This is a genomic window from Nocardia concava NBRC 100430 (genome assembly GCF_000308815.1).
In the GTDB taxonomy this organism is placed as follows: Bacteria; Actinomycetota; Actinomycetes; order Mycobacteriales; family Mycobacteriaceae; genus Nocardia; species Nocardia concava.
The window spans coordinates 1-16,977 of the sequence record NZ_BAFX01000060.1; the positions used below are offsets into that span (position 1 = coordinate 1).

Sequence of the window (16,977 nt, forward strand, 5' to 3'; positions counted from 1 at the left end):
ACCCCGGTGCCCTGATCATCGAGTGGGCGTGAGGGAGCGGCCTTTCCAGGTGAGGGCGGAATCGCGCCGGTCGCGGTGAGAGCGGGCGGACAGGGCCAGATAGGCGGCCACGGACACCGGATGTGCCAGGGCGGCACGGACATCCGCGCCGTCGAGCGGCCCGCCGTTCTCCGTCGAGCGGGCCAGCAGACGCGCGGACACCGCGGCGGCGTAACCCAGCAGGCCGATCCGCCGAGTTCGTCCGCGTCCGAACAGCGCGGCCAGGGGTGGCACCCAGAACGCCAGCGCCGCAACCGAACCGACCGCGAGACTGCCCGCCGGGCCGCCGTACGCGGACCACAGCCAGCGGGTGTAGCCCTCGGTGAGTTCGGTGGCGTCGCGGTACATGCGGGTTTCGGCGAGGGGACCGGCCGCGGCCAGGGCGGTGCGTCTGCCGCTGCGGCGCAGTTCGCGGGCGATGGCCAGGTCCTCGGTGACGCTGTCGGCCACCGCCGCGTGGCCGCCGATCGCGCGGTAGGCGGCGGCGTCGAAGACCAGGAATTGGCCGCACGCCACGGCCATCGAGGGCAGCAGGGTGCGATTCGCCAGGGCGACAGGCAGAGTCGAGGCCCAGGACCACCCCAGCAGCGGTTGGATCAGCTGTTCGGCTGCGGATTCGGCGCGCTGTCGCGGCCACGGGCACAGCAACGCGGCACGCGCCGAACGCAATTCGCGGACCGCGGCGGCCAGGGCGTCGGGGGCCAGGCGGATATCGGCGTCGAGGAAGATCAGCACGTCGTCGCCGGAGGTGAGCTCCTCCAGGCGGGCGCAGGCGGCGGTCTTGCCGGTCCAGCCCGCCGGGGGATCGATCTCGTTGCGCGACACCAGGAATCGCTCGTCGTCGCCGATGGCGGCCAGCGCGGCCGCGGAGGTGCCGTCCGTGGAACCGTCGTCGAGGATGATCACCCCGAGATCGGCGATACCCCGCTGGGCGCGCAGATCGGCGATGAGGCCCGGCAGGCGGTCCGCCTCGTCGCGGGCCGGGATCAGAACGGTGACCGGCTCGGTGACCTCGGTATCGGAGGCCCGAAGTCGCCGGAGGCTCAGTCGATTCGCGAGTGCGGTGGCCGCGCCGAAGGCGGCGACGGCGCTACCGGCCGTGACCACCTTCGCCGCGAGACTCATCGGATCTTGGTGCGATCGGGGCGCAGCCAGCGCGCGGCCCGCACATAGGCCGGCGGATCGGGATTGCGGGTCATGTAGGCCAGCACCGCGACCACGGCCGCCACCGCCAGGGTGATGCCGCCGACAATGCCCGCCCAGCCGGCGAAGGAGCGCGTATTCGGGTCCGCGTAGCCGACTTCCGCGCGCAGCGTGCTGACGTCGCCGGCGGGCAGCTTCCAGGTCACCACCGAATCGCCCTCGCGGGTGCCGTTGGTGGTGGCCACCCGCGCCGGGAAGGCGACGGTCAGCTGCACGTCGGAGCCCTGCGGCGGCAGGCTTTTCAGGTCGACGCGGCCGGTCAGGGTGACCAGGTCGCCGACCCGGTTGAAGACCAGGTTGAACATGCCGGAGGTCTGATCCGACATGGCGCCCAGCTGCTGCACCTCGCCGAAGGACAGGTCGTCGAAATACACCTGGCTGCCGACGTATCCGTCCTGCGTGTACGGGTCCACCCGCACCTTGGACTGCAATCCGTCGGGCGCCTTCAGCTGCGGGCCCTTGTCCTTGTCGTTCTGCGGCACGGCCGCCGCGACGAAGCGGCCCGACACCCGGTCATTGGAGGACACGCCCATCGACACCTGCACCCGCAGGCATCCGGTCAGCATGACGGCCAGCCCCGCGAACAGGACCACCGCCAGCATCCGCACCCACCGGCGCGGCCGCCTCACCGGCATTGACGCGGGTGTTTCCTCTGCTGTCGACATGATCGGACTCGGCTGCACGGCTCACATCGTGCCATGCGCGCCCGCCCCCAGGGTGATTCGACGGGCGCTCAGCTGCCGAACCAGCGGAAACCCCAGCACCCCGAGCCCCACGAACCCGTACCCCGCCGACACCGGCAACCCCAGAAACACCGCATGCGCCAACGCCGACCCCAACCAAGTCCACAGAAACACCCCCACCGGAACCACCCGCGCCGCCCCCGTATCCGGAGCCGTCCGATCCCACCACTCCAGCAACCCCGCCATCACCACCGCTACCCCGAACCAGCCCACATAGTTGGTCACCGGAATCGCGCCCAGCCCCGGCAGGCCCGCAACCGTCGAGCGCCACGTCCATTGCCCATCCGCGACCATCTGCGGATCCAGGAAGAGATCCCATCCGACGGCCCCGAGCGCGGTCAGCAGGATTCGCCCGGCAACCGGCGAAATCCAGCTCGCTGCACTACGACCCATAATCCCCGCCACGATCCACACCGGATACAGCCCGCCGGTCCACGCCAACGGCACCACCAGCGGCACACCCAACAGCTCCGGCCCCAGCCGCCCACTCGCATAGTCATAGCAACCGAACGGAAACCCTGTCGCGGTCCCCAGCACTTCGGCTCCGAACCCGATCCCGGACACGATCACCAGCAGCCCTGCGGCCCACCGCGCGCTCCGCGTGACCACCGCGTGCGCCAAAGCCGTACCGGCCGACAGCAACACGACCACAACCGTGACCCGATCCCGCGCCACCCCGTGCGCCAGCGGATACGCGATCTGCACCAACACCAGCACGACCGCGGGCACCGCCGCGATCACCGCCGCCCGCCTCGCCACCATCACGCGCGTCCGTCCGGCCTTGCCGCGGCGGCTCACCTCGTCATTCCGGCGTGCTTTTGGCCGGAATCCAGCCTGCTCGCATGGATCCCGGCCAAAAGCACGCCGGGATGACGGACGGGCGCAGTGGGATTCGCGGGCGGTACGTGTAGCGCTGGCGTCGTCATCGCCGGGGGCGCAGTCGGCGGCGAGGGCGCAGATCGCGCTCCACCAGGCGGGCGGCGCTGCGGCCGCTAGCGCCGGATACTCCGCCGCCGGGGTGGGTGGACGCGCCGGTCAGGTAGAGACCGGGTGCGCCCGGGACGCGCTGGCCTGCCAGTTCCGGCAGCGGTCGCCACATGAACATCTGGTCGATGGACATCTCGATGTGCATGACATTGCCGCCGAGCAGGCCCATTTCGCGTTCGAGGTCGGCGGGGGTCTGGATGAAGCGGTGGCGGACGGTGTCGGCGAAACCCGGTGCGTGGGCGTCGAGTTCGGCGATGATGCGGTCGCCCTCACGCTCGGCGTGGTCGGACCACTTCGTTCCGTCGGACAGGTCGTAGGGGTGCCATTGGGACCAGAGCGTGAGGTTGTGTTCGCCCACGGGGGCGATGGTCGGGTCGAGGGCGCTGAAGCTCATGGCCAGGACTACCGGGCGCGGGGGGAGGTCACCGGCGAGGGCGGCGCCGTGGGCGCGGCGCAGGTCGCGGCGGTCGGTGACGAGAAGTTGCAGGCCGTGGGCGGATTCGGTGGTTTCCGCGCCGGGGTAGTGGGGGAGGGCGGTGGTGGCCGCGCGGACCACCATGCCGATACCCGGGCCGACGCGGATGCGGCGACGCCAGTCGGCGATCACTCCGGCGTCGAAACCGCCGTGTTCCAGCAGGTTCAGGGTGGTGAGGATGTGGCAGCCCGCGATGACGGTGTCGGCGTGGATATTTCGGCCGCTCTCGGTGCGGACCTCCCAGCGGTCGCCCACCCGGGTGAGGGAGGTGACCGCGTCCCCGGCGCCGACGGTGCCGCCGTCGGATTTCAGGCGTGCCACCAATGCCGAGCTCAGCGCCCCGCTGCCGCCGACCGCGCGCCCGGGCGGGAGCGTGTGCATGAGCGCCGCGAATCCCACCATGGGTGCGGACCCCGGCTCCGACATGGGCGGACCGGATTGCGCGCCGAACCAGGCCAGCGCCGCCTTCAGCCGCTCACTGTCGAAGAGGCTGTCCAGCAGCGCGTCTCCGGTCTGCATCATCTCCCGCGACAGGGCCCCGCCGCTGGCGCGCCCGGTCGCCCCGGCGGCCTCGCGAGGATCCATACCCCAGAACGACTTCAACAGGTGCCCGCCCGTCGGCGTCCCGGAGAACGCCCGCATCACCCGGGCGCTGCGCGGACCCCACACGGTCGCGAACCGCCGATACGCCTCGGCGTCGCGCTCACCGCAGGCCGCGGCGATGGACGCGCAGGTCCGGTCCAGATCCCGGTGGAACACGATGGGCGGCAGCTCGGTGCCCGGCGGCGCGGGCGCGAAAGCCCAAGGATCGCAGTCGATGTACCGCAGCCCGAACCGGGCCAGTTCCAGCTCCTCGATGATCCCGGTGTGCCGGATCATGATGTGCGCCGACGACCCGCGGTCGACCAGATGCCCCGGGAACCGCTCGACCGTCGAGACCGCCCCGCCCAGCACGGTGTCGCGCTCGAGCACCTCCACCCGATGCCCGGCCCGCGCCAGATAGCAGGCCGCGACCAGCGCATTGTGCCCGGAGCCGACAACGACGACGCTCCGAGATCCGGTATTCGCCTTGCTCACCGGTACTTGCTTGCTCACTGGGTCTTGTCCGGCCACAGCGGCAGCCGCCGCCCGAGCACCGCGAACCGCCGGGTGTCCCCGGAGAAGATGAAGTGCCGCACCACATCCCCGAACCCCTGCCGCCGATACAGCCGCCAGGCCCGGTTCTCCTCCCGTTCCACCTCGGGCGTGGACAGCAGCACCGTCCGCTCGGGCCGGTTCTGCAGTAATCGGGTGAGCAGGATCTCCCCGAGCCCGCGCCCCTGCGCGGCCGGGTGCACGTGCAGCTCGGTGAGCTCGAAGTAGTCCGAAAGCAGTTCCCGCGCCGCGTGTTCGGGCCATCCGGTGCGCCGCATGCCGCTGTACACCTGCTGATGCCACCACTGGTGCGGCGCGCCGTGATACCCGTAGGCGATGGCCACGATGGGCGCGGTGCGCAGGTCCAGCCGCCCGTCGTCGTCGGGCAGCACCGCGGCCACGGCCTGCCAGCCGGGGCGGGTGGTGTGCTCGGTCCACATGGGCGCGCGCTGATGTTCGGTGCCGCGCGGATAGTCCATGGCCGCGACATAGACCGCGAGGGCATCGTGCAGCCGATGGCGCAGGGTCGCGGCCGACAGGTCGACCACCACGGGTGCGGGTGTCGGTTTGGGGGTGACTGCGGTCATCGGCGGGACGCAACTCTCCGTTGGCGCGGACAGATGGATTCGACAGTAGCGCCACGGCGGTCGCCGCAACTTGTCGGTGGGTCTCTCTATATTCAAACCCACGAGAAACCTTCGAATGCCTGTTCGATCTTGCATTGGGTGCTCTGCCGCTTGTCGAAGGCAGTGCCCAATGGGGACCGGATGTCCTTTATATAGAGACGAATCGGGTGTGCGAGTGGGGAGGTACCCGAAATGAGCGGGAAAACTGAACGTCAGGGCCATCCCGGCCGCGCCGGCGACCTACTGCGCAAGGCCGACGGCTTGCTGATGCAAGCCCAGGGGGAGTTGGACCCGGTGGAGCGCTTCCGCACCGCCTACCTCGCCGCCCTGCGCGGCGCGGGCGCGGTGCTGGCCCTCGCCGGTGCAGACCGCGCGCCCCGCGCGCGTTCTCGCAACGCCTGGGTCCTGATGCAGCGCGCGGCACCGGAATTCGTGATGTGGGCGGACTACTTCACCGGGCAGTCCGAGACGCGTGCGGCCCTCGAAGCGGGCTTGCCGAGGCCCGTTGATGATCGCCGCGCCGACGAGTTCGCTTCGCGGGTAGGCGCATTCCTGCATGACGTCGAGGATCTGCTCTCGGCGGCGGCCCGGCTGCGCCCCAGTTCAGGGTGGGTGAACGGAATGCTGGCGTGAGTATCGGCGAGTAGGTGGTCGCGCTCTGATCGAACTCGTATTATTGGTGGCAGACAGCCGCCAAGGTCGGCTATCCGTCGTCTACCCGGAGGCGACAGCCACCACCTAGTGCCGGGGGAGGTACCGTGCCACTCTCCGAGCACGAGCAGCGCATGCTCGAACAGATCGAGAGCGCGCTCTATGCTGAGGATCCGAAGTTCGCCTCGACTGTTCGGGGTGGACGGTTACGTTCTGCCACCGGTCGACGCAGACTTCAGGCGGCCGCCCTGTTCGTCCTCGGTCTGTTCCTATTGGTGGCGGGCATCGCCGCACCGTTCAAGCCCGGCGGTTTCCCGATCATCAGTCTGGTCGGGTTCGTCGTCATGTTCGCGGCCGGCGTGCTGTTGCTGATCGGTGGCCCCCGCATGGGCGGGCCGGCGAGTCGCGGTAGCGACGCGCATCCCAGTTCCGGCGGCGCACCCGGTGCCCCGCGCGGTAAGCAGCGCAAGCCGGGCGGTTTCTCCGCTCGAATGGAGGACCGCTTCCGCAAGCGGTTCGAACAGGACAATTGACCTGGTCATCGTGCAGCCGAGTCGCTTCGGCGCCGCACGGTGGCCACTCATGGTCGACTAACTGAAACACTCGCGACACGCCGTGGCGCCACACCGATTTCAGGTGTGGCGCCACGGCGTTTCGCGTAGGTGCGTCTTCGGCGTGTCGGACTGATTCCACGATTCCCCACACCTCCCCACGGGTGCTCCCCACCCCGCCCCACACGTGCCTGGTATGCCCGCTATCTGCGGGTTTGCTGGCGGTTGTCGGGTGCTCTCCGCTGCGCGTCGCGCGTGTCGGGGGAACTGCGCGAAATCTTCCCCACCACCGTGATAGCTGGTGTGACCTGCGAAGTTCGCCAAGCGGGGACCGAGATCACCGACGCTTTCGATTGAAAGTGGGGGAAAGTGGGGTAATGTGGAGCCCGCACTACAGGAGGCCGAACAGTCGAGAGGGTGATCCGGCAGGAGGTGTCGAGGCTTGTTTCTCGGTACCTATACCCCTCGGTTGGACGACAAAGGGCGACTGACGTTGCCTGCGAAGTTTCGGGACGAGCTGGCGGGAGGGTTGATGGTCACGAAGGGACAAGACCACAGCCTTGCCGTGTATCCGAAGGACGAGTTCACCGCGCTCGCGCGGAGAGCCGCGGCGGCATCCCGATCCAACCCGCAGGCCCGCGCATTCGTTCGGGCCTTGGCGGCTTCCTCCGATGAGCAACGTCCGGACGCACAGGGCCGGATCATGCTGTCGGCCGAACACCGCCGCTACGCCAACCTTTCCAAGGATTGCGTGGTGATCGGCTCGGTCGACTTCCTCGAGATATGGGACAAGACGGCGTGGGATTCCTACCTCGCCGAGCACGAGGAGGATTACTCGCAGGCCAGAGACGAGTCGCTGGGCGGGATCTTCTAGCCCGCAGCGAGGCGAGTGCCCTGCGGCCTCTGCCCGACACCGACCCTGACGTACTTCCCCAACGCCAGGTGCGGTGCTTCGGTCAGAGACCACGGGGCATTCCCCTTAACTTCGAAGGTCCAATTCGCAAGCGACCCGTCGGCGGCCGTGCGAAAGAACGTGAGGCAGGAAATCCGGGAGGTCCAGGTGCACCGAGGCAATGACGGCCCCCGCCATGTTCCGGTTCTCCTGCACCGCGCCGATGAAATCCTCGGTCCCGCACTGCATTCCGAGGGCGCGGTCTATATGGACTGCACCCTGGGTCTCGGCGGTCACGCCGAATACTTCCTGCAGACCTATCCCAACATCCGGCTGGTCGGTCTGGATCGCGACACCTCCGCGCTGAAGCTGGCGGGGGAGCGACTATCGCCGTTCCAGGACCGGATCACCCTGGTGCACACCAGGTATGACGGCATACCGCACGCACTCGAACAAGCCGGACTACCCGAGAAGTCCTCGGTCCACGCGATTCTCATGGACCTGGGTGTGTCCTCCATGCAGCTGGACGAGGCCGAGCGCGGCTTCGCCTACTCCATCGACGCGCCCCTGGACATGCGGATGGACTCCAGCACCGGCCCCACCGCCGCCGACGTGCTCAATACCTACAGCCACGGCGAGCTCGCCCGGGTCCTGAAAACCTATGGCGAGGAACGATTCGCGGGCAAGATCGCCTCCGAGATCGTCCGCCGTCGCCAGCGCACCCCGTTCACCACCAGCGCGCAACTGGTGGAGGTGCTCTACGACACCATCCCGGCCGCGGCCCGGCGCACCGGCGGGCATCCCGCCAAGCGCACCTTCCAGGCCCTGCGCGTCGAGGTGAACCGCGAACTGGAATCCCTCGAGGCCGCCCTGCCCGCCGCGCTGGACGCGCTGGCTCCGGGCGGGCGGATCGTGGTCATGAGCTATCAGTCCCTCGAGGACCGGGTGGTGAAGGCGGAGCTGGCCAAGCGGTCGGCCTCGCGCACGCCCCTGGACCTGCCGGTCGAATTGCCCGGCATGGGACCGGAATTCAAGATCCTGACCCGGGGCGCGGAGAAGGCGACCGAGCAGGAGATCGAGGAGAACCCGCGGGCCGCTCCGGTGCGCATGCGGGCGGCGGAACGGATTGCAGGGGAGGCGCAAACGTGAAGTTCCGGGTGCAGGATCGGCCGGCCGAGCCCTACGGGATCGGGCGAGCGGTGTCCCGCGGGTGCGGGGCCGCCCTATGACGATCCAGAAGCAGGCGACGGGCCGGGGGGCTCGCCGGGTGCAGGCCGCCGAACGCGTGAAATCGGGTGCGGCGCAACGCGCCTACGCCCGCCGCCGCAATCGTGAGGGCGGCGGGGCCGAGGTCCCGGGCGCGCGCCGCGGCCGGCGCAGCGACGCCATCCCGCGCGGCCGAATGTCGTTCGTGGCCACCATCATCGCCCTGCTGGGCTGCGGTCTGGCCCTGACCCTGCTGCTCACCACCCGCGCCACCGAGGACTCCTATCAGCTCGGCGATCAGCGCCGCGCCAATCAGAAGCTCTCCGATGAGCGCGACGCCCTGCAGCGCGAGGTCGCCGCGGCCGACTCGGCCCCCGAATTGGCCCAGCGCGCCGCCGAACTCGGCATGATCCCGGCCAAGGATCCGGCCCGCCTGCTGATCGGCCCCGACGGCCAGGTCATCGTGGTGGGCAATCCGCAACCGGCGCAGGGCAGCCCGGCCCCGCCGCTCAACACCACCCCGCCCGCCGCGGCCCAGCCGCCGAAACCGGGCCAGCCGCAGGCCGATCGCGTGGTCCCGGTGACCACCACCCCGGCGGCCCCCGCCGCCCCGCCGACCACCAGCGCCGCGAATCCCGTTCCGGCAGCACCGGCTCCGACCCCGCAGAACCCGCAGGTCCAGGCGAACGGGGCACCGCGGTGACCAATGCCCGGACACCCGCGCACACCGCGGTAGCCGCACCCGGTCATTCCGGCGCGCTTTTGGCCGGAATCCACACGGTCGCGGTGGATCCCGGCCAAAAGCACGCCGGGATGACGGGTGAGCTGCTGGTGAGCCGGGGTGGCCGATGAGTCCGGGCCGCGCCGGACGCGGGCGCGATTCAGGCCGGGGCCGAGGGGATTCCGGCCGCGGCCGCGGCAATCCCGCCCGGAGCCGGAGTGCTTCTGGGCGGGCGAGTTCGGGGCCGGGGCGGCAGTCCAGACCGCGGCCCGCTCCGGGACTGGATTCGGGCACCCGATTCCGGTTCGGGGTGGGGCGGCTGGTGATGTTGGTCGCGCTCGCCGTGGCGGCCATCCAATTGCTGTGGGTGCAGAGTGTTTCCGCGCCGAAGCTCTCGGCGGAGGCGGCGAGTCAGCGGACCGTGAAGATCGCCGATCCCGCGACCCGCGGCGCCATTCTGGATCGATACGGGAAATCGCTGGCGTTCACCATCGCGGCGAAGGCGTTGACCTTCCAGCCGGTGCGGGTGCGCAAGGAATTGGCCGACGCGCACGACCAGAAGCCGAAGACCGCGCCGAATCCCGATGACCGGCTCGCGGCCATCGCCAAATACATGCACGAGAAGCTGGGCAAGCTGGCCCCCGAGAAGGACATTCTCGACAAGCTGAAGAGCGACGAGCCGTTCGTGTACCTGGTGCGGAATGTGGATCCCCGAGTCGCGGCGGATATCGGCCTGCAGTTCCCGGAGGTCGGGCAGGAACGCCAGGACATGCGCGAATATCCCGGAGGCGCGTTGGCCGCCAATGTGATCGGCGCGACCGGTTGGGACGGGCACGGCCAGATCGGCCTGGAATCCTCGATGGACGCGCTGCTGGCCGGCTCCGACGGCTCGCTCACCTACGACCGCGGCTCCGACGGCGCGGTGATCCCGGGCTCCTGGCGCGACCGCCAGCCCGCGGTCAACGGCTCGGGCGTGGAACTGACCCTCGACTCGGATCTGCAGTACTACGTGCAGCAGCAGGTACAGCAGGCCAAGGACCTCTCGGGCGCGGGCGCGGCCTCGGCGGTGGTGCTGGACGTGCACACCGGCCAGGTGCTGGCCATGGCCAACGACAACACCTTCAACCCCTCGATGGACCCGCAGTCCTGGACCACCACCGACCTGGGCAACCCGTCGGTGCAGGAGGTCTTCGAGCCGGGCTCGGTGAACAAGCTGGTCACCGCGGCCGCCGCCATCGAGTACGGCGTCACCAATCCCGATGAGGTGCTGGAGGTTCCGGGCAGCATCAATATGGGCGGCGTCACCGTGCACGACGCCTGGGTGCACGGCCTCGCGCCGTACACCACCACCGGCGTCTTCGGTAAGTCGTCCAATGTGGGCACGCTCATGCTGGCCCAGCGCGTCGGCGAGGACCGCTGGTACGACATGGTCAAGAAGTTCGGCATCGGCCAGCGCACCGGCGTGGGACTGCCCGGCGAGAGCGCGGGCGTGCTGCCCGCGCGCGACCAGTGGTCGGGTTCCACCTTCGCGAACCTGCCCATCGGACAGGGTCTTTCGATGACGACCCTGCAGATGACGGCCATGTACCAGGCCATCGCCAATGACGGCGTGCGGATTCCGCCGCGCATCGTGAAGGCCAAGGTCGCCCCGGACGGCACCCGCACCGAGGAGGAGCCGCCGGACGGGGTGAAGGTGGTGAGCCCGCAGACCGCGCGCACCCTGCGGCAGATGTTCCAGGCCGTGGTGCAGAAGGACCCCAACGGCGGCAACCAGGGCGGCACCGGAATCCCGGCCGCGATCGAGGGCTATCAGATCGCGGGCAAGACCGGCACCGCCCAGCAGGTCGATCCGAAGTGCCACTGCTATTCCAGTGACCGCTACTGGATCACCTTCGCGGGCATGGCCCCCGCCGACAATCCGCGCTACGTGATCGGCATGATGCTGGACGCCCCGGTGCGCAGCTCCGACGGCAGCGGCGGCGGCTCGGTCGCGCCGCTGTTCCACAGCATCGCGTCGTGGCTGCTGCAGCGGGACCGCATCCCGCCGTCGCCGCCCGCCAAACAGCTGGTTCTGCAGGCGAGTTAGAGCAGGGATCGGATGGTAGTGACCCGTGCCGCCACCGGCGCGCACCGCGCCGGATGACCGAACTGCGCCGTGCCGATCGCGCGGCGATCCAACACAGGTAACCTGACACGTCGATCCGGTCAGCCGGACGATTTCTGCATATGACCGTCACCCGGAGAGGAGCTTCGTGCCCGCGCAGTCCAGCCCGCAGGTGCTTCGGCCCGCTGCCCCCGCAGCGACCAGCCTGCGTCAGGTGGAGGAACTCACGGGCGCGCGCAGCGCCACCGCGGCGGAGGGGCTGGAGAACATCCAGGTCACCGGGATCGAGCAGCGGTCGAATGCCGTTCAGCCGGGCGATCTTTTCGCCGGGCTCGCGGGCGCGCATTCGCACGGCGCCCGGTTCGCCGCCGATGCCGTCGAGCGCGGCGCGGTCGCGATCCTGACCGATCCGGCCGGGGCCGAGCTGATCGGCGAGATCGGCGTCCCGGTGCTGGTGCACGACGCGCCCCGGAGCATTCTCGGCGAGTTGTCCTCCGCCCTTTACGGTGACCCGTCTCGCAAACTCCGCATCGTCGGCATCACCGGCACTTCCGGCAAAACGACCACCTCGTATCTGGTGGAGGCCGGACTCGCCGCCGCCGGACTGCGCACCGCGCTCATCGGCACCATCGAGACCCGCATCGGCGGCGTCCGGGTGCCCTCGGCGCTGACCACCCCCGAGGCCCCGCAGCTGCACGCCATGTTCGCGCTCATGGTCGAGCAGGGCGTGGACGCGGTGGTCATGGAGGTCTCGAGCCACGCCCTGGCACTCGGCCGGGTGGACGGTGTGCGTTTCGCGGTCGGCGCGTTCACCAACCTGTCCCAGGACCACCTCGACTTCCACGCCGACTTCGAGGATTACTTCGCCGCCAAGCGACGCCTGTTCATCCCGGACGGCCCGGATTCCGCCGGGTCGCCGCGACCGTCGGTGGCGGCGGCCGTTTCCGTGATCTGCGTGGACGACGAGTGGGGCCGACGCTTGGCTGACGAGATCGGTGACGACCTGCCGGAGTCGGACTCCCGGCTGCGGACCGTCGCGATCGGCGGTGGCGTGCGGGCCGACTGGCGGGCCGACGGCATCACGGCCGGACCGGGCGGCACCCAGGAGTTCATCGCGATGGGCCCCGATGTCAATGTGGATGTGCGCCTGCGGCTTCCGGGTACCTACAACATCGCCAACGGGCTGCTCGCCGTCGCGGTGTGCGTGGCGGCGGGAGTCGAGGCGGAGGCTGCCGCTGTGGCGCTCGGGGACGTCGATGTCCCGGGCCGCATGCAGCGGGTGGATGAGGGCCAGGATTTTCTGGCCGTGGTGGATTACGCGCACAAGCCCGCCGCGATCGAATCGGTCGTGGCGACCTTGCGCACGTGGTTGGCCGAACAAGGGGAGGGACGTCTGGCGGTAGTGGTGGGCGCGGGCGGTGATCGCGATACGGCAAAGCGGCCCTTGATGGGTGCGGCGGCGGCGCGCGGCAGCGACCTGGCCATCATTACCGACGACAATCCGCGCAGCGAGGATCCGGCCGCCATTCGCGCCGCGGTACTCGCCGGGGCCGAACAGGTGCCGGACGCGGAACGCGGAGAGGTCCGGGAGGTCGGGGACCGGGCGGCCGCGATCAAGGCCGCCGTCGCCTGGGCGCAACCCGGTGATGTGCTGCTGATCGCGGGCAAGGGACATGAGACAGGGCAGGAGATTTCAGGAGTGAAGCATCCGTTCGACGACCGCGAGGTACTCGCGGCCGCCCTGTCGGAAAAGACGAGGGACCTGACGCATTCATGATCGAGATGACTTTGCGGGAGCTCGCGGAGGTGGTCGGCGGCACGCTGCACGACGCCCCCGACCCCGAGGCGAAGGTCACCGGCGCGGCCGAATTCGATTCGCGCCGCATCGGTTCCGGTGACCTGTTCCTGGCGCTGCCGGGCGAGCGCGCCGACGGCCACGACTTCGCGGCGCAGGCCGTGGAGCGCGGCGCCGTCGCGGTGCTGGCGGCCCGGCCGGTCGGTGTGCCCGCCATCGTGGTGGCGCCCCGGCTCGGGAACACGCGCGCCATCGCGCTCGCCCACGACACCGACGGTTCGGGTGCGGCGGTGCTGGACGCGCTGGCCAAGCTCGCCCGGGTGAGCGTGGATCGCCTGGTGGCCGCGGGCACGCTGACCGTCGTCGGCGTGACCGGCTCCTCCGGCAAGACCTCCACCAAGGATCTGATCGCCGCGACGCTGGCCCCGCTGGGACCCGTTGTGGCCCCGCCCGGTTCGTTCAACAACGAGATCGGTCACCCCTGGACCGCCCTGCGCGCCGACGCCGACACCCGCTTCCTGGTGCTCGAGCTGTCCGCGCGCGGTACGGGACACATCAAGGCGCTCACCGAGATCGCCCCGCCCAGCGTCGGCGTCGTGCTCAATGTCGGCACCGCGCACCTGGGCGAGTTCGGCAGCCGCGAGGCCATCGCGCAGACCAAAGGCGAACTGGTGGAAGCCCTTCCGGCCTCCGGTTTCGCGGTGCTCAATGCCGACGACCATCTGGTCGCGAAGATGGCCGAGCGCACGCAGGCCCGCATCGTGACGGTCGGGCAGGCCGCAGGCGCCGATGTGCGCGCCTCCGATGTCGCCCTCGACGAACAGGCCCGGGCGCGATTCACCTTGCACGCCAACGGCGAATCCATCGATGTCCAGCTGGCCGTGCACGGCGAGCACCAGGTCGGCAACGCGCTGTCTGCGGCCGCCGTCGCTCTGAACCTCGGCGCGGACCTGGCCACCGTCGCCGCCGCGCTGTCCGGTGCGACCGCCGCCTCGGCCCGCCGCATGGATGTGCGCACCCGCGCCGACGGCGTCACCGTCGTCAACGACTCCTACAACGCCAACCCGGATTCGGTGCGCGCCGCCCTCAAAGCGCTCGTCACCATGTCCAAGGCCGGTTCCGACCCGCGCCCCAGCTGGGCGGTACTCGGCGAAATGGGTGAGCTGGGCGAGGAATCCGTCCTCGAGCATGACAAGATCGGCCGCCTGGTGGTGCGGCTGGATGTGGACCGGCTCATCGTCGTCGGCCAGGGCCGTCCCGTGCGCGCCATGTTCCAGGGCGCGGTTCAGGAGGGCTCCTGGGGCGAAGAGGCCATCCATGTCCCGGACATCGAGTCCGCCCTCGAACTGCTCGACGAGGAACTCGAGCCGGGTGCCGTGGTACTGGTGAAGGCCTCGAAATCCGTTGGCCTGTGGACTGTTGCCGAGCATCTGATCGGTGCGGACGAGGAGGCCGCGCGATGACCCAGATCCTGCTGTCGGCGGCCATTGCGCTCGCCGTTTCGATTCTGCTGACCCCGGTGGTGATCCGCTATTTCGCCAAACAGGGCTTCGGACAGGAGATCCGGGTCGACGGCCCGGAGAGCCACAAGGCCAAGCGCGGCACCCCCACCATGGGCGGCGTCGCCATCATCATCGGCATGTGGGCCGGTTACCTCGGCTCGCACCTGATCTCCATGACCTACGGCGAGCCGGGCCCCTCGGCCTCGGGCCTGCTGGTCATGGGCCTGGCCACCGCGCTGGGCTTCGTCGGCTTCCTCGACGACCTGATCAAGCTGCGCAAGCAGCGCAACCTGGGTCTGACCGCGGCCGGGAAGTACATCGGCCAGCTCACCTCGGCCATCGTCTTCGGCGTGCTGGCACTGCAATTCCGCAATATCCACGGCCTCACGCCCGCCGACAAGCACCTGTCCTACACGCGCGACATCAATACGGTGTCCATGGCCGTGGTGATCTTCCTGGCGTTCGTCTGCATCATCGTGGTGGCCTGGTCCAATGCGGTGAACCTGACCGACGGCCTGGACGGCCTGGCGGCCGGCTCCATGTCCCTGGTGCTCGGCGCGTACATGATCATCACCTTCTGGCAGTGGCGCAACGCCTGCTCCGCGCACGCGGTGGCGGGCTGCTACAACGTGCGCGACCCGCTGGACCTGGCGCTGGTGTGCGCCGCCGGCGGCGCCGCCTGCATCGGCTTCCTGTGGTGGAATGCCGCGCCCGCCAAGATCTTCATGGGCGACACCGGTTCGCTCATGCTGGGCGGTCTGCTCGCGGGCCTGTCCATCACCACCCGCACCGAACTGCTCATGGTCGTGATCGGCGCGCTGTTCGTGGCCGAGGCCGCGTCAGTGGTGTTGCAGGTGGCGGTCTTCCGCACCACGCGCAATCGCCTGTTCAAGATGGCACCGTTCCATCACCACTTCGAGCTGAGCGGGTGGGCCGAAACCTCGGTGATCATCCGGTTCTGGTTGCTGGCCGGTATGGCCTCGGCGATCGGGCTGGGCCTGTTCTACAGCGAATACCTCTCTGCGGCAGGGTGAGTGAGCAGCAATGTCCGAACATTCTCCGAGGGTCCTGCGTTCACCGGGGCCCATGCTCGAATTCCTGCGCGGCCGTGACGTGCTGGTGGCCGGTTGGGGCGTCTCCGGACGCTCGCTGATCGAGCCGCTGCAGGACATCGGCGCGCGACCGATCGTCACCGACGGCGGCGGCAAGGCGCTGGCCGAGGCCGCCGAACTCGGCCTGGGCACCGCCACCACCGACGATCTGCTCGAACCCGATGCGCTGCAACGCTTCGCGCTGGTCATCACCAGCCCGGGCTGGCGGCCGGACTCCCCGGTGCTGGTCTCGGCCGTCACCGAGGGCATCCCGGTGTGGGGCGATGTCGAGTTCGCGTGGTGGGTGGACCAGGCCCGCATCTACGGGCCGGTCCGCAAGTGGCTGGTGGTGACCGGCACCAACGGCAAGACCACCACCACCCAGATGACGCACTCGATCCTGCGCGCCGCCGGCATCCCGTCGGTGGCCTGCGGCAATATCGGCCTGCCCATCCTGGACGCGTTGCGCCGCAATCCGGGTCCGCAGATCCTGGCCGTGGAACTGTCCTCGTTCCAGCTGCATTGGGCACCCTCGGTGCGCCCCGAGGCCGGTGTGGTGCTGAATGTGGCCGAGGATCACCTGGATTGGCACGGCGGCCTGGACGCCTACGCCGCCGCCAAGGCCCGCGCGCTGACCGGACGGGTCGGCGTGGTCGGCCTGGACGATCAGGTCGCCGCGGCGCTGGCCCGAAAGTCCAAGGCGCGCCGCACCGTCGGCTTCCGCATCGGCGTTCCGGCCGACGGCGAGCTCGGCGTGGTGGACGGCAAGCTGCTGGACCGCGCCTTCACCAAGGCCGCGATCCTGGCCGAGGTCGGCGATATCAGCCCGCAGGGACCGGCCGGAGTGGCCGATGCGCTCGCCGCGTCCGCGCTCACCCGGTCCATCGACGTGGCGCCGCAGTTCGTGAAGGAAGGGCTGCAGGAGCACAAGGTCGGCCCGCATCGCGCCGCCTTCGTGCGCGAGCTGTCCGGCGTCGAATTCGTCGACGACTCCAAGGCCACCAACCCGCACGCCGCGCGCTCCTCGATCCTGGCCCACCCGAATGTGATCTGGGTANCGGGTGGACAGCTCAAGGGCGCCAGCGTCGAGGACCTGATCGAGGAGTGCCGCGAACACCTCGTCGCGGCCGTGCTTTTCGGCCAGGACGCGGCGGTGATCGCGGCCGCAATGGCGCGACACGCCCCCGATGTCCCGGTGGTGGAGCTGAATTCGGGGGACGATGCTCGGATGGGTGACCCCTTCACCGAGATCGAACC

The 16,977-nt window shown here is 69.8% G+C and carries 16 protein-coding genes; 11 read left to right on the plus strand and 5 right to left on the minus strand.

Features of this window, described 5'->3' with window-relative positions:
* Positions 1 to 15: 15 nt before the first annotated feature.
* The 5 genes from ON43_RS11925 to ON43_RS11945 form a co-directional block, all read right to left on the minus strand.
* On the minus strand, positions 16 to 1,164 hold the full coding sequence (locus tag ON43_RS11925) for a glycosyltransferase family 2 protein (protein ID WP_040806898.1): 1,149 nt from the start codon (positions 1,162 to 1,164) through the stop codon (positions 16 to 18).
* On the minus strand, positions 1,161 to 1,877 hold the full coding sequence (locus ON43_RS11930; RefSeq protein ID WP_218003241.1) for an LppM family (lipo)protein: 717 nt from the start codon (positions 1,875 to 1,877) through the stop codon (positions 1,161 to 1,163). Before ON43_RS11930 ends, ON43_RS11925 begins: the two co-directional genes overlap by 4 nt.
* Positions 1,878 to 1,928: 51 nt before the next feature.
* Positions 1,929 to 2,747, minus strand: a complete 819-nt coding sequence (locus ON43_RS11935) for a carotenoid biosynthesis protein (RefSeq protein ID WP_051178303.1) — start codon at positions 2,745 to 2,747, stop codon at positions 1,929 to 1,931.
* 160 nt (positions 2,748 to 2,907) lie between these two features.
* Positions 2,908 to 4,542 (minus strand): phytoene desaturase family protein, encoded by a 1,635-nt coding sequence (locus ON43_RS11940; RefSeq protein ID WP_051178304.1) that lies wholly within the window; start codon positions 4,540 to 4,542, stop codon positions 2,908 to 2,910.
* The gene (locus tag ON43_RS11945; RefSeq protein ID WP_040806900.1) at positions 4,539 to 5,168 is read right to left on the minus strand and encodes a GNAT family N-acetyltransferase; all 630 of its coding nucleotides are present in this window, start codon (positions 5,166 to 5,168) and stop codon (positions 4,539 to 4,541) included. The genes ON43_RS11940 and ON43_RS11945 overlap by 4 nt, the downstream gene beginning before the upstream one ends.
* 231 nt (positions 5,169 to 5,399) lie before the next feature.
* On the opposite strand from ON43_RS11945, the gene ON43_RS45535 reads away from it, so the two are divergent.
* The 11 genes from ON43_RS45535 to murD all read left to right on the plus strand — a co-directional run.
* On the plus strand, positions 5,400 to 5,840 hold the full coding sequence (locus ON43_RS45535) for an SAV_6107 family HEPN domain-containing protein (protein ID WP_040806901.1): 441 nt from the start codon (positions 5,400 to 5,402) through the stop codon (positions 5,838 to 5,840).
* A 125-nt stretch (positions 5,841 to 5,965) separates the two neighbouring features.
* Positions 5,966 to 6,391, plus strand: a complete 426-nt coding sequence (locus ON43_RS11955) for an SCO2097 family morphological protein (protein ID WP_040806902.1) — start codon at positions 5,966 to 5,968, stop codon at positions 6,389 to 6,391.
* A 460-nt stretch (positions 6,392 to 6,851) separates the two neighbouring features.
* Positions 6,852 to 7,283 (plus strand): division/cell wall cluster transcriptional repressor MraZ, encoded by a 432-nt coding sequence (mraZ, locus tag ON43_RS11960; RefSeq protein ID WP_033085808.1) that lies wholly within the window; start codon positions 6,852 to 6,854, stop codon positions 7,281 to 7,283.
* A 171-nt stretch (positions 7,284 to 7,454) separates the two neighbouring features.
* On the plus strand, positions 7,455 to 8,450 hold the full coding sequence (gene rsmH / locus ON43_RS11965) for a 16S rRNA (cytosine(1402)-N(4))-methyltransferase RsmH (RefSeq protein WP_306304962.1): 996 nt from the start codon (positions 7,455 to 7,457) through the stop codon (positions 8,448 to 8,450).
* A gap of 76 nt (positions 8,451 to 8,526) precedes the next feature.
* A complete protein-coding gene (ftsL, locus tag ON43_RS11970; RefSeq protein ID WP_040806904.1) occupies positions 8,527 to 9,210 on the plus strand; it encodes a cell division protein FtsL in 684 nt (227 codons plus the stop codon).
* Positions 9,207 to 9,359: a hypothetical protein gene (locus tag ON43_RS44790; protein ID WP_157514008.1), complete on the plus strand. Its 153-nt coding sequence runs from the start codon at positions 9,207 to 9,209 to the stop codon at positions 9,357 to 9,359. Before ftsL ends, ON43_RS44790 begins: the two co-directional genes overlap by 4 nt.
* Positions 9,356 to 11,314 (plus strand): peptidoglycan D,D-transpeptidase FtsI family protein, encoded by a 1,959-nt coding sequence (locus tag ON43_RS11975; protein WP_083913342.1) that lies wholly within the window; start codon positions 9,356 to 9,358, stop codon positions 11,312 to 11,314. Before ON43_RS44790 ends, ON43_RS11975 begins: the two co-directional genes overlap by 4 nt.
* 166 nt (positions 11,315 to 11,480) lie before the next feature.
* On the plus strand, positions 11,481 to 13,109 hold the full coding sequence (locus ON43_RS11980) for a UDP-N-acetylmuramoyl-L-alanyl-D-glutamate--2,6-diaminopimelate ligase (protein WP_040806905.1): 1,629 nt from the start codon (positions 11,481 to 11,483) through the stop codon (positions 13,107 to 13,109).
* A complete protein-coding gene (locus ON43_RS11985; RefSeq protein WP_040806907.1) occupies positions 13,106 to 14,590 on the plus strand; it encodes a UDP-N-acetylmuramoyl-tripeptide--D-alanyl-D-alanine ligase in 1,485 nt (494 codons plus the stop codon). Before ON43_RS11980 ends, ON43_RS11985 begins: the two co-directional genes overlap by 4 nt.
* Entirely contained in the window at positions 14,587 to 15,663 is a 1,077-nt protein-coding gene (gene mraY, locus ON43_RS11990) for a phospho-N-acetylmuramoyl-pentapeptide-transferase (protein WP_040806908.1), read from the plus strand. The genes ON43_RS11985 and mraY overlap by 4 nt, the downstream gene beginning before the upstream one ends.
* Positions 15,664 to 15,715: 52 nt before the next feature.
* Positions 15,716 to 16,977: UDP-N-acetylmuramoyl-L-alanine--D-glutamate ligase (gene murD / locus ON43_RS11995; protein ID WP_040806910.1), on the plus strand; the 1,262-nt coding region annotated here is incomplete at its 3' end.

What these genes read in the sequence shown, in the direction of transcription:
- ON43_RS11975 (WP_083913342.1), top strand. Translation starts at nt 9,356, where the DNA reads ATGAGTCCGGGCCGCGCCGGACGCGGGCGCGATTCAGGCCGGGGCCGA.
- ON43_RS45535 (WP_040806901.1), top strand. Translation starts at nt 5,400, where the DNA reads ATGAGCGGGAAAACTGAACGTCAGGGCCATCCCGGCCGCGCCGGCGAC.
- ON43_RS11925 (WP_040806898.1), bottom strand. Translation starts at nt 1,164, where the DNA reads ATGAGTCTCGCGGCGAAGGTGGTCACGGCCGGTAGCGCCGTCGCCGCC.
- ON43_RS11935 (WP_051178303.1), bottom strand. Translation starts at nt 2,747, where the DNA reads ATGGTGGCGAGGCGGGCGGCGGTGATCGCGGCGGTGCCCGCGGTCGTG.
- ON43_RS11945 (WP_040806900.1), bottom strand. Translation starts at nt 5,168, where the DNA reads ATGACCGCAGTCACCCCCAAACCGACACCCGCACCCGTGGTGGTCGAC.
- ON43_RS11985 (WP_040806907.1), top strand. Translation starts at nt 13,106, where the DNA reads ATGATCGAGATGACTTTGCGGGAGCTCGCGGAGGTGGTCGGCGGCACG.
- ftsL (WP_040806904.1), top strand. Translation starts at nt 8,527, where the DNA reads ATGACGATCCAGAAGCAGGCGACGGGCCGGGGGGCTCGCCGGGTGCAG.
- ON43_RS11930 (WP_218003241.1), bottom strand. Translation starts at nt 1,877, where the DNA reads ATGCCGGTGAGGCGGCCGCGCCGGTGGGTGCGGATGCTGGCGGTGGTC.
- mraY (WP_040806908.1), top strand. Translation starts at nt 14,587, where the DNA reads ATGACCCAGATCCTGCTGTCGGCGGCCATTGCGCTCGCCGTTTCGATT.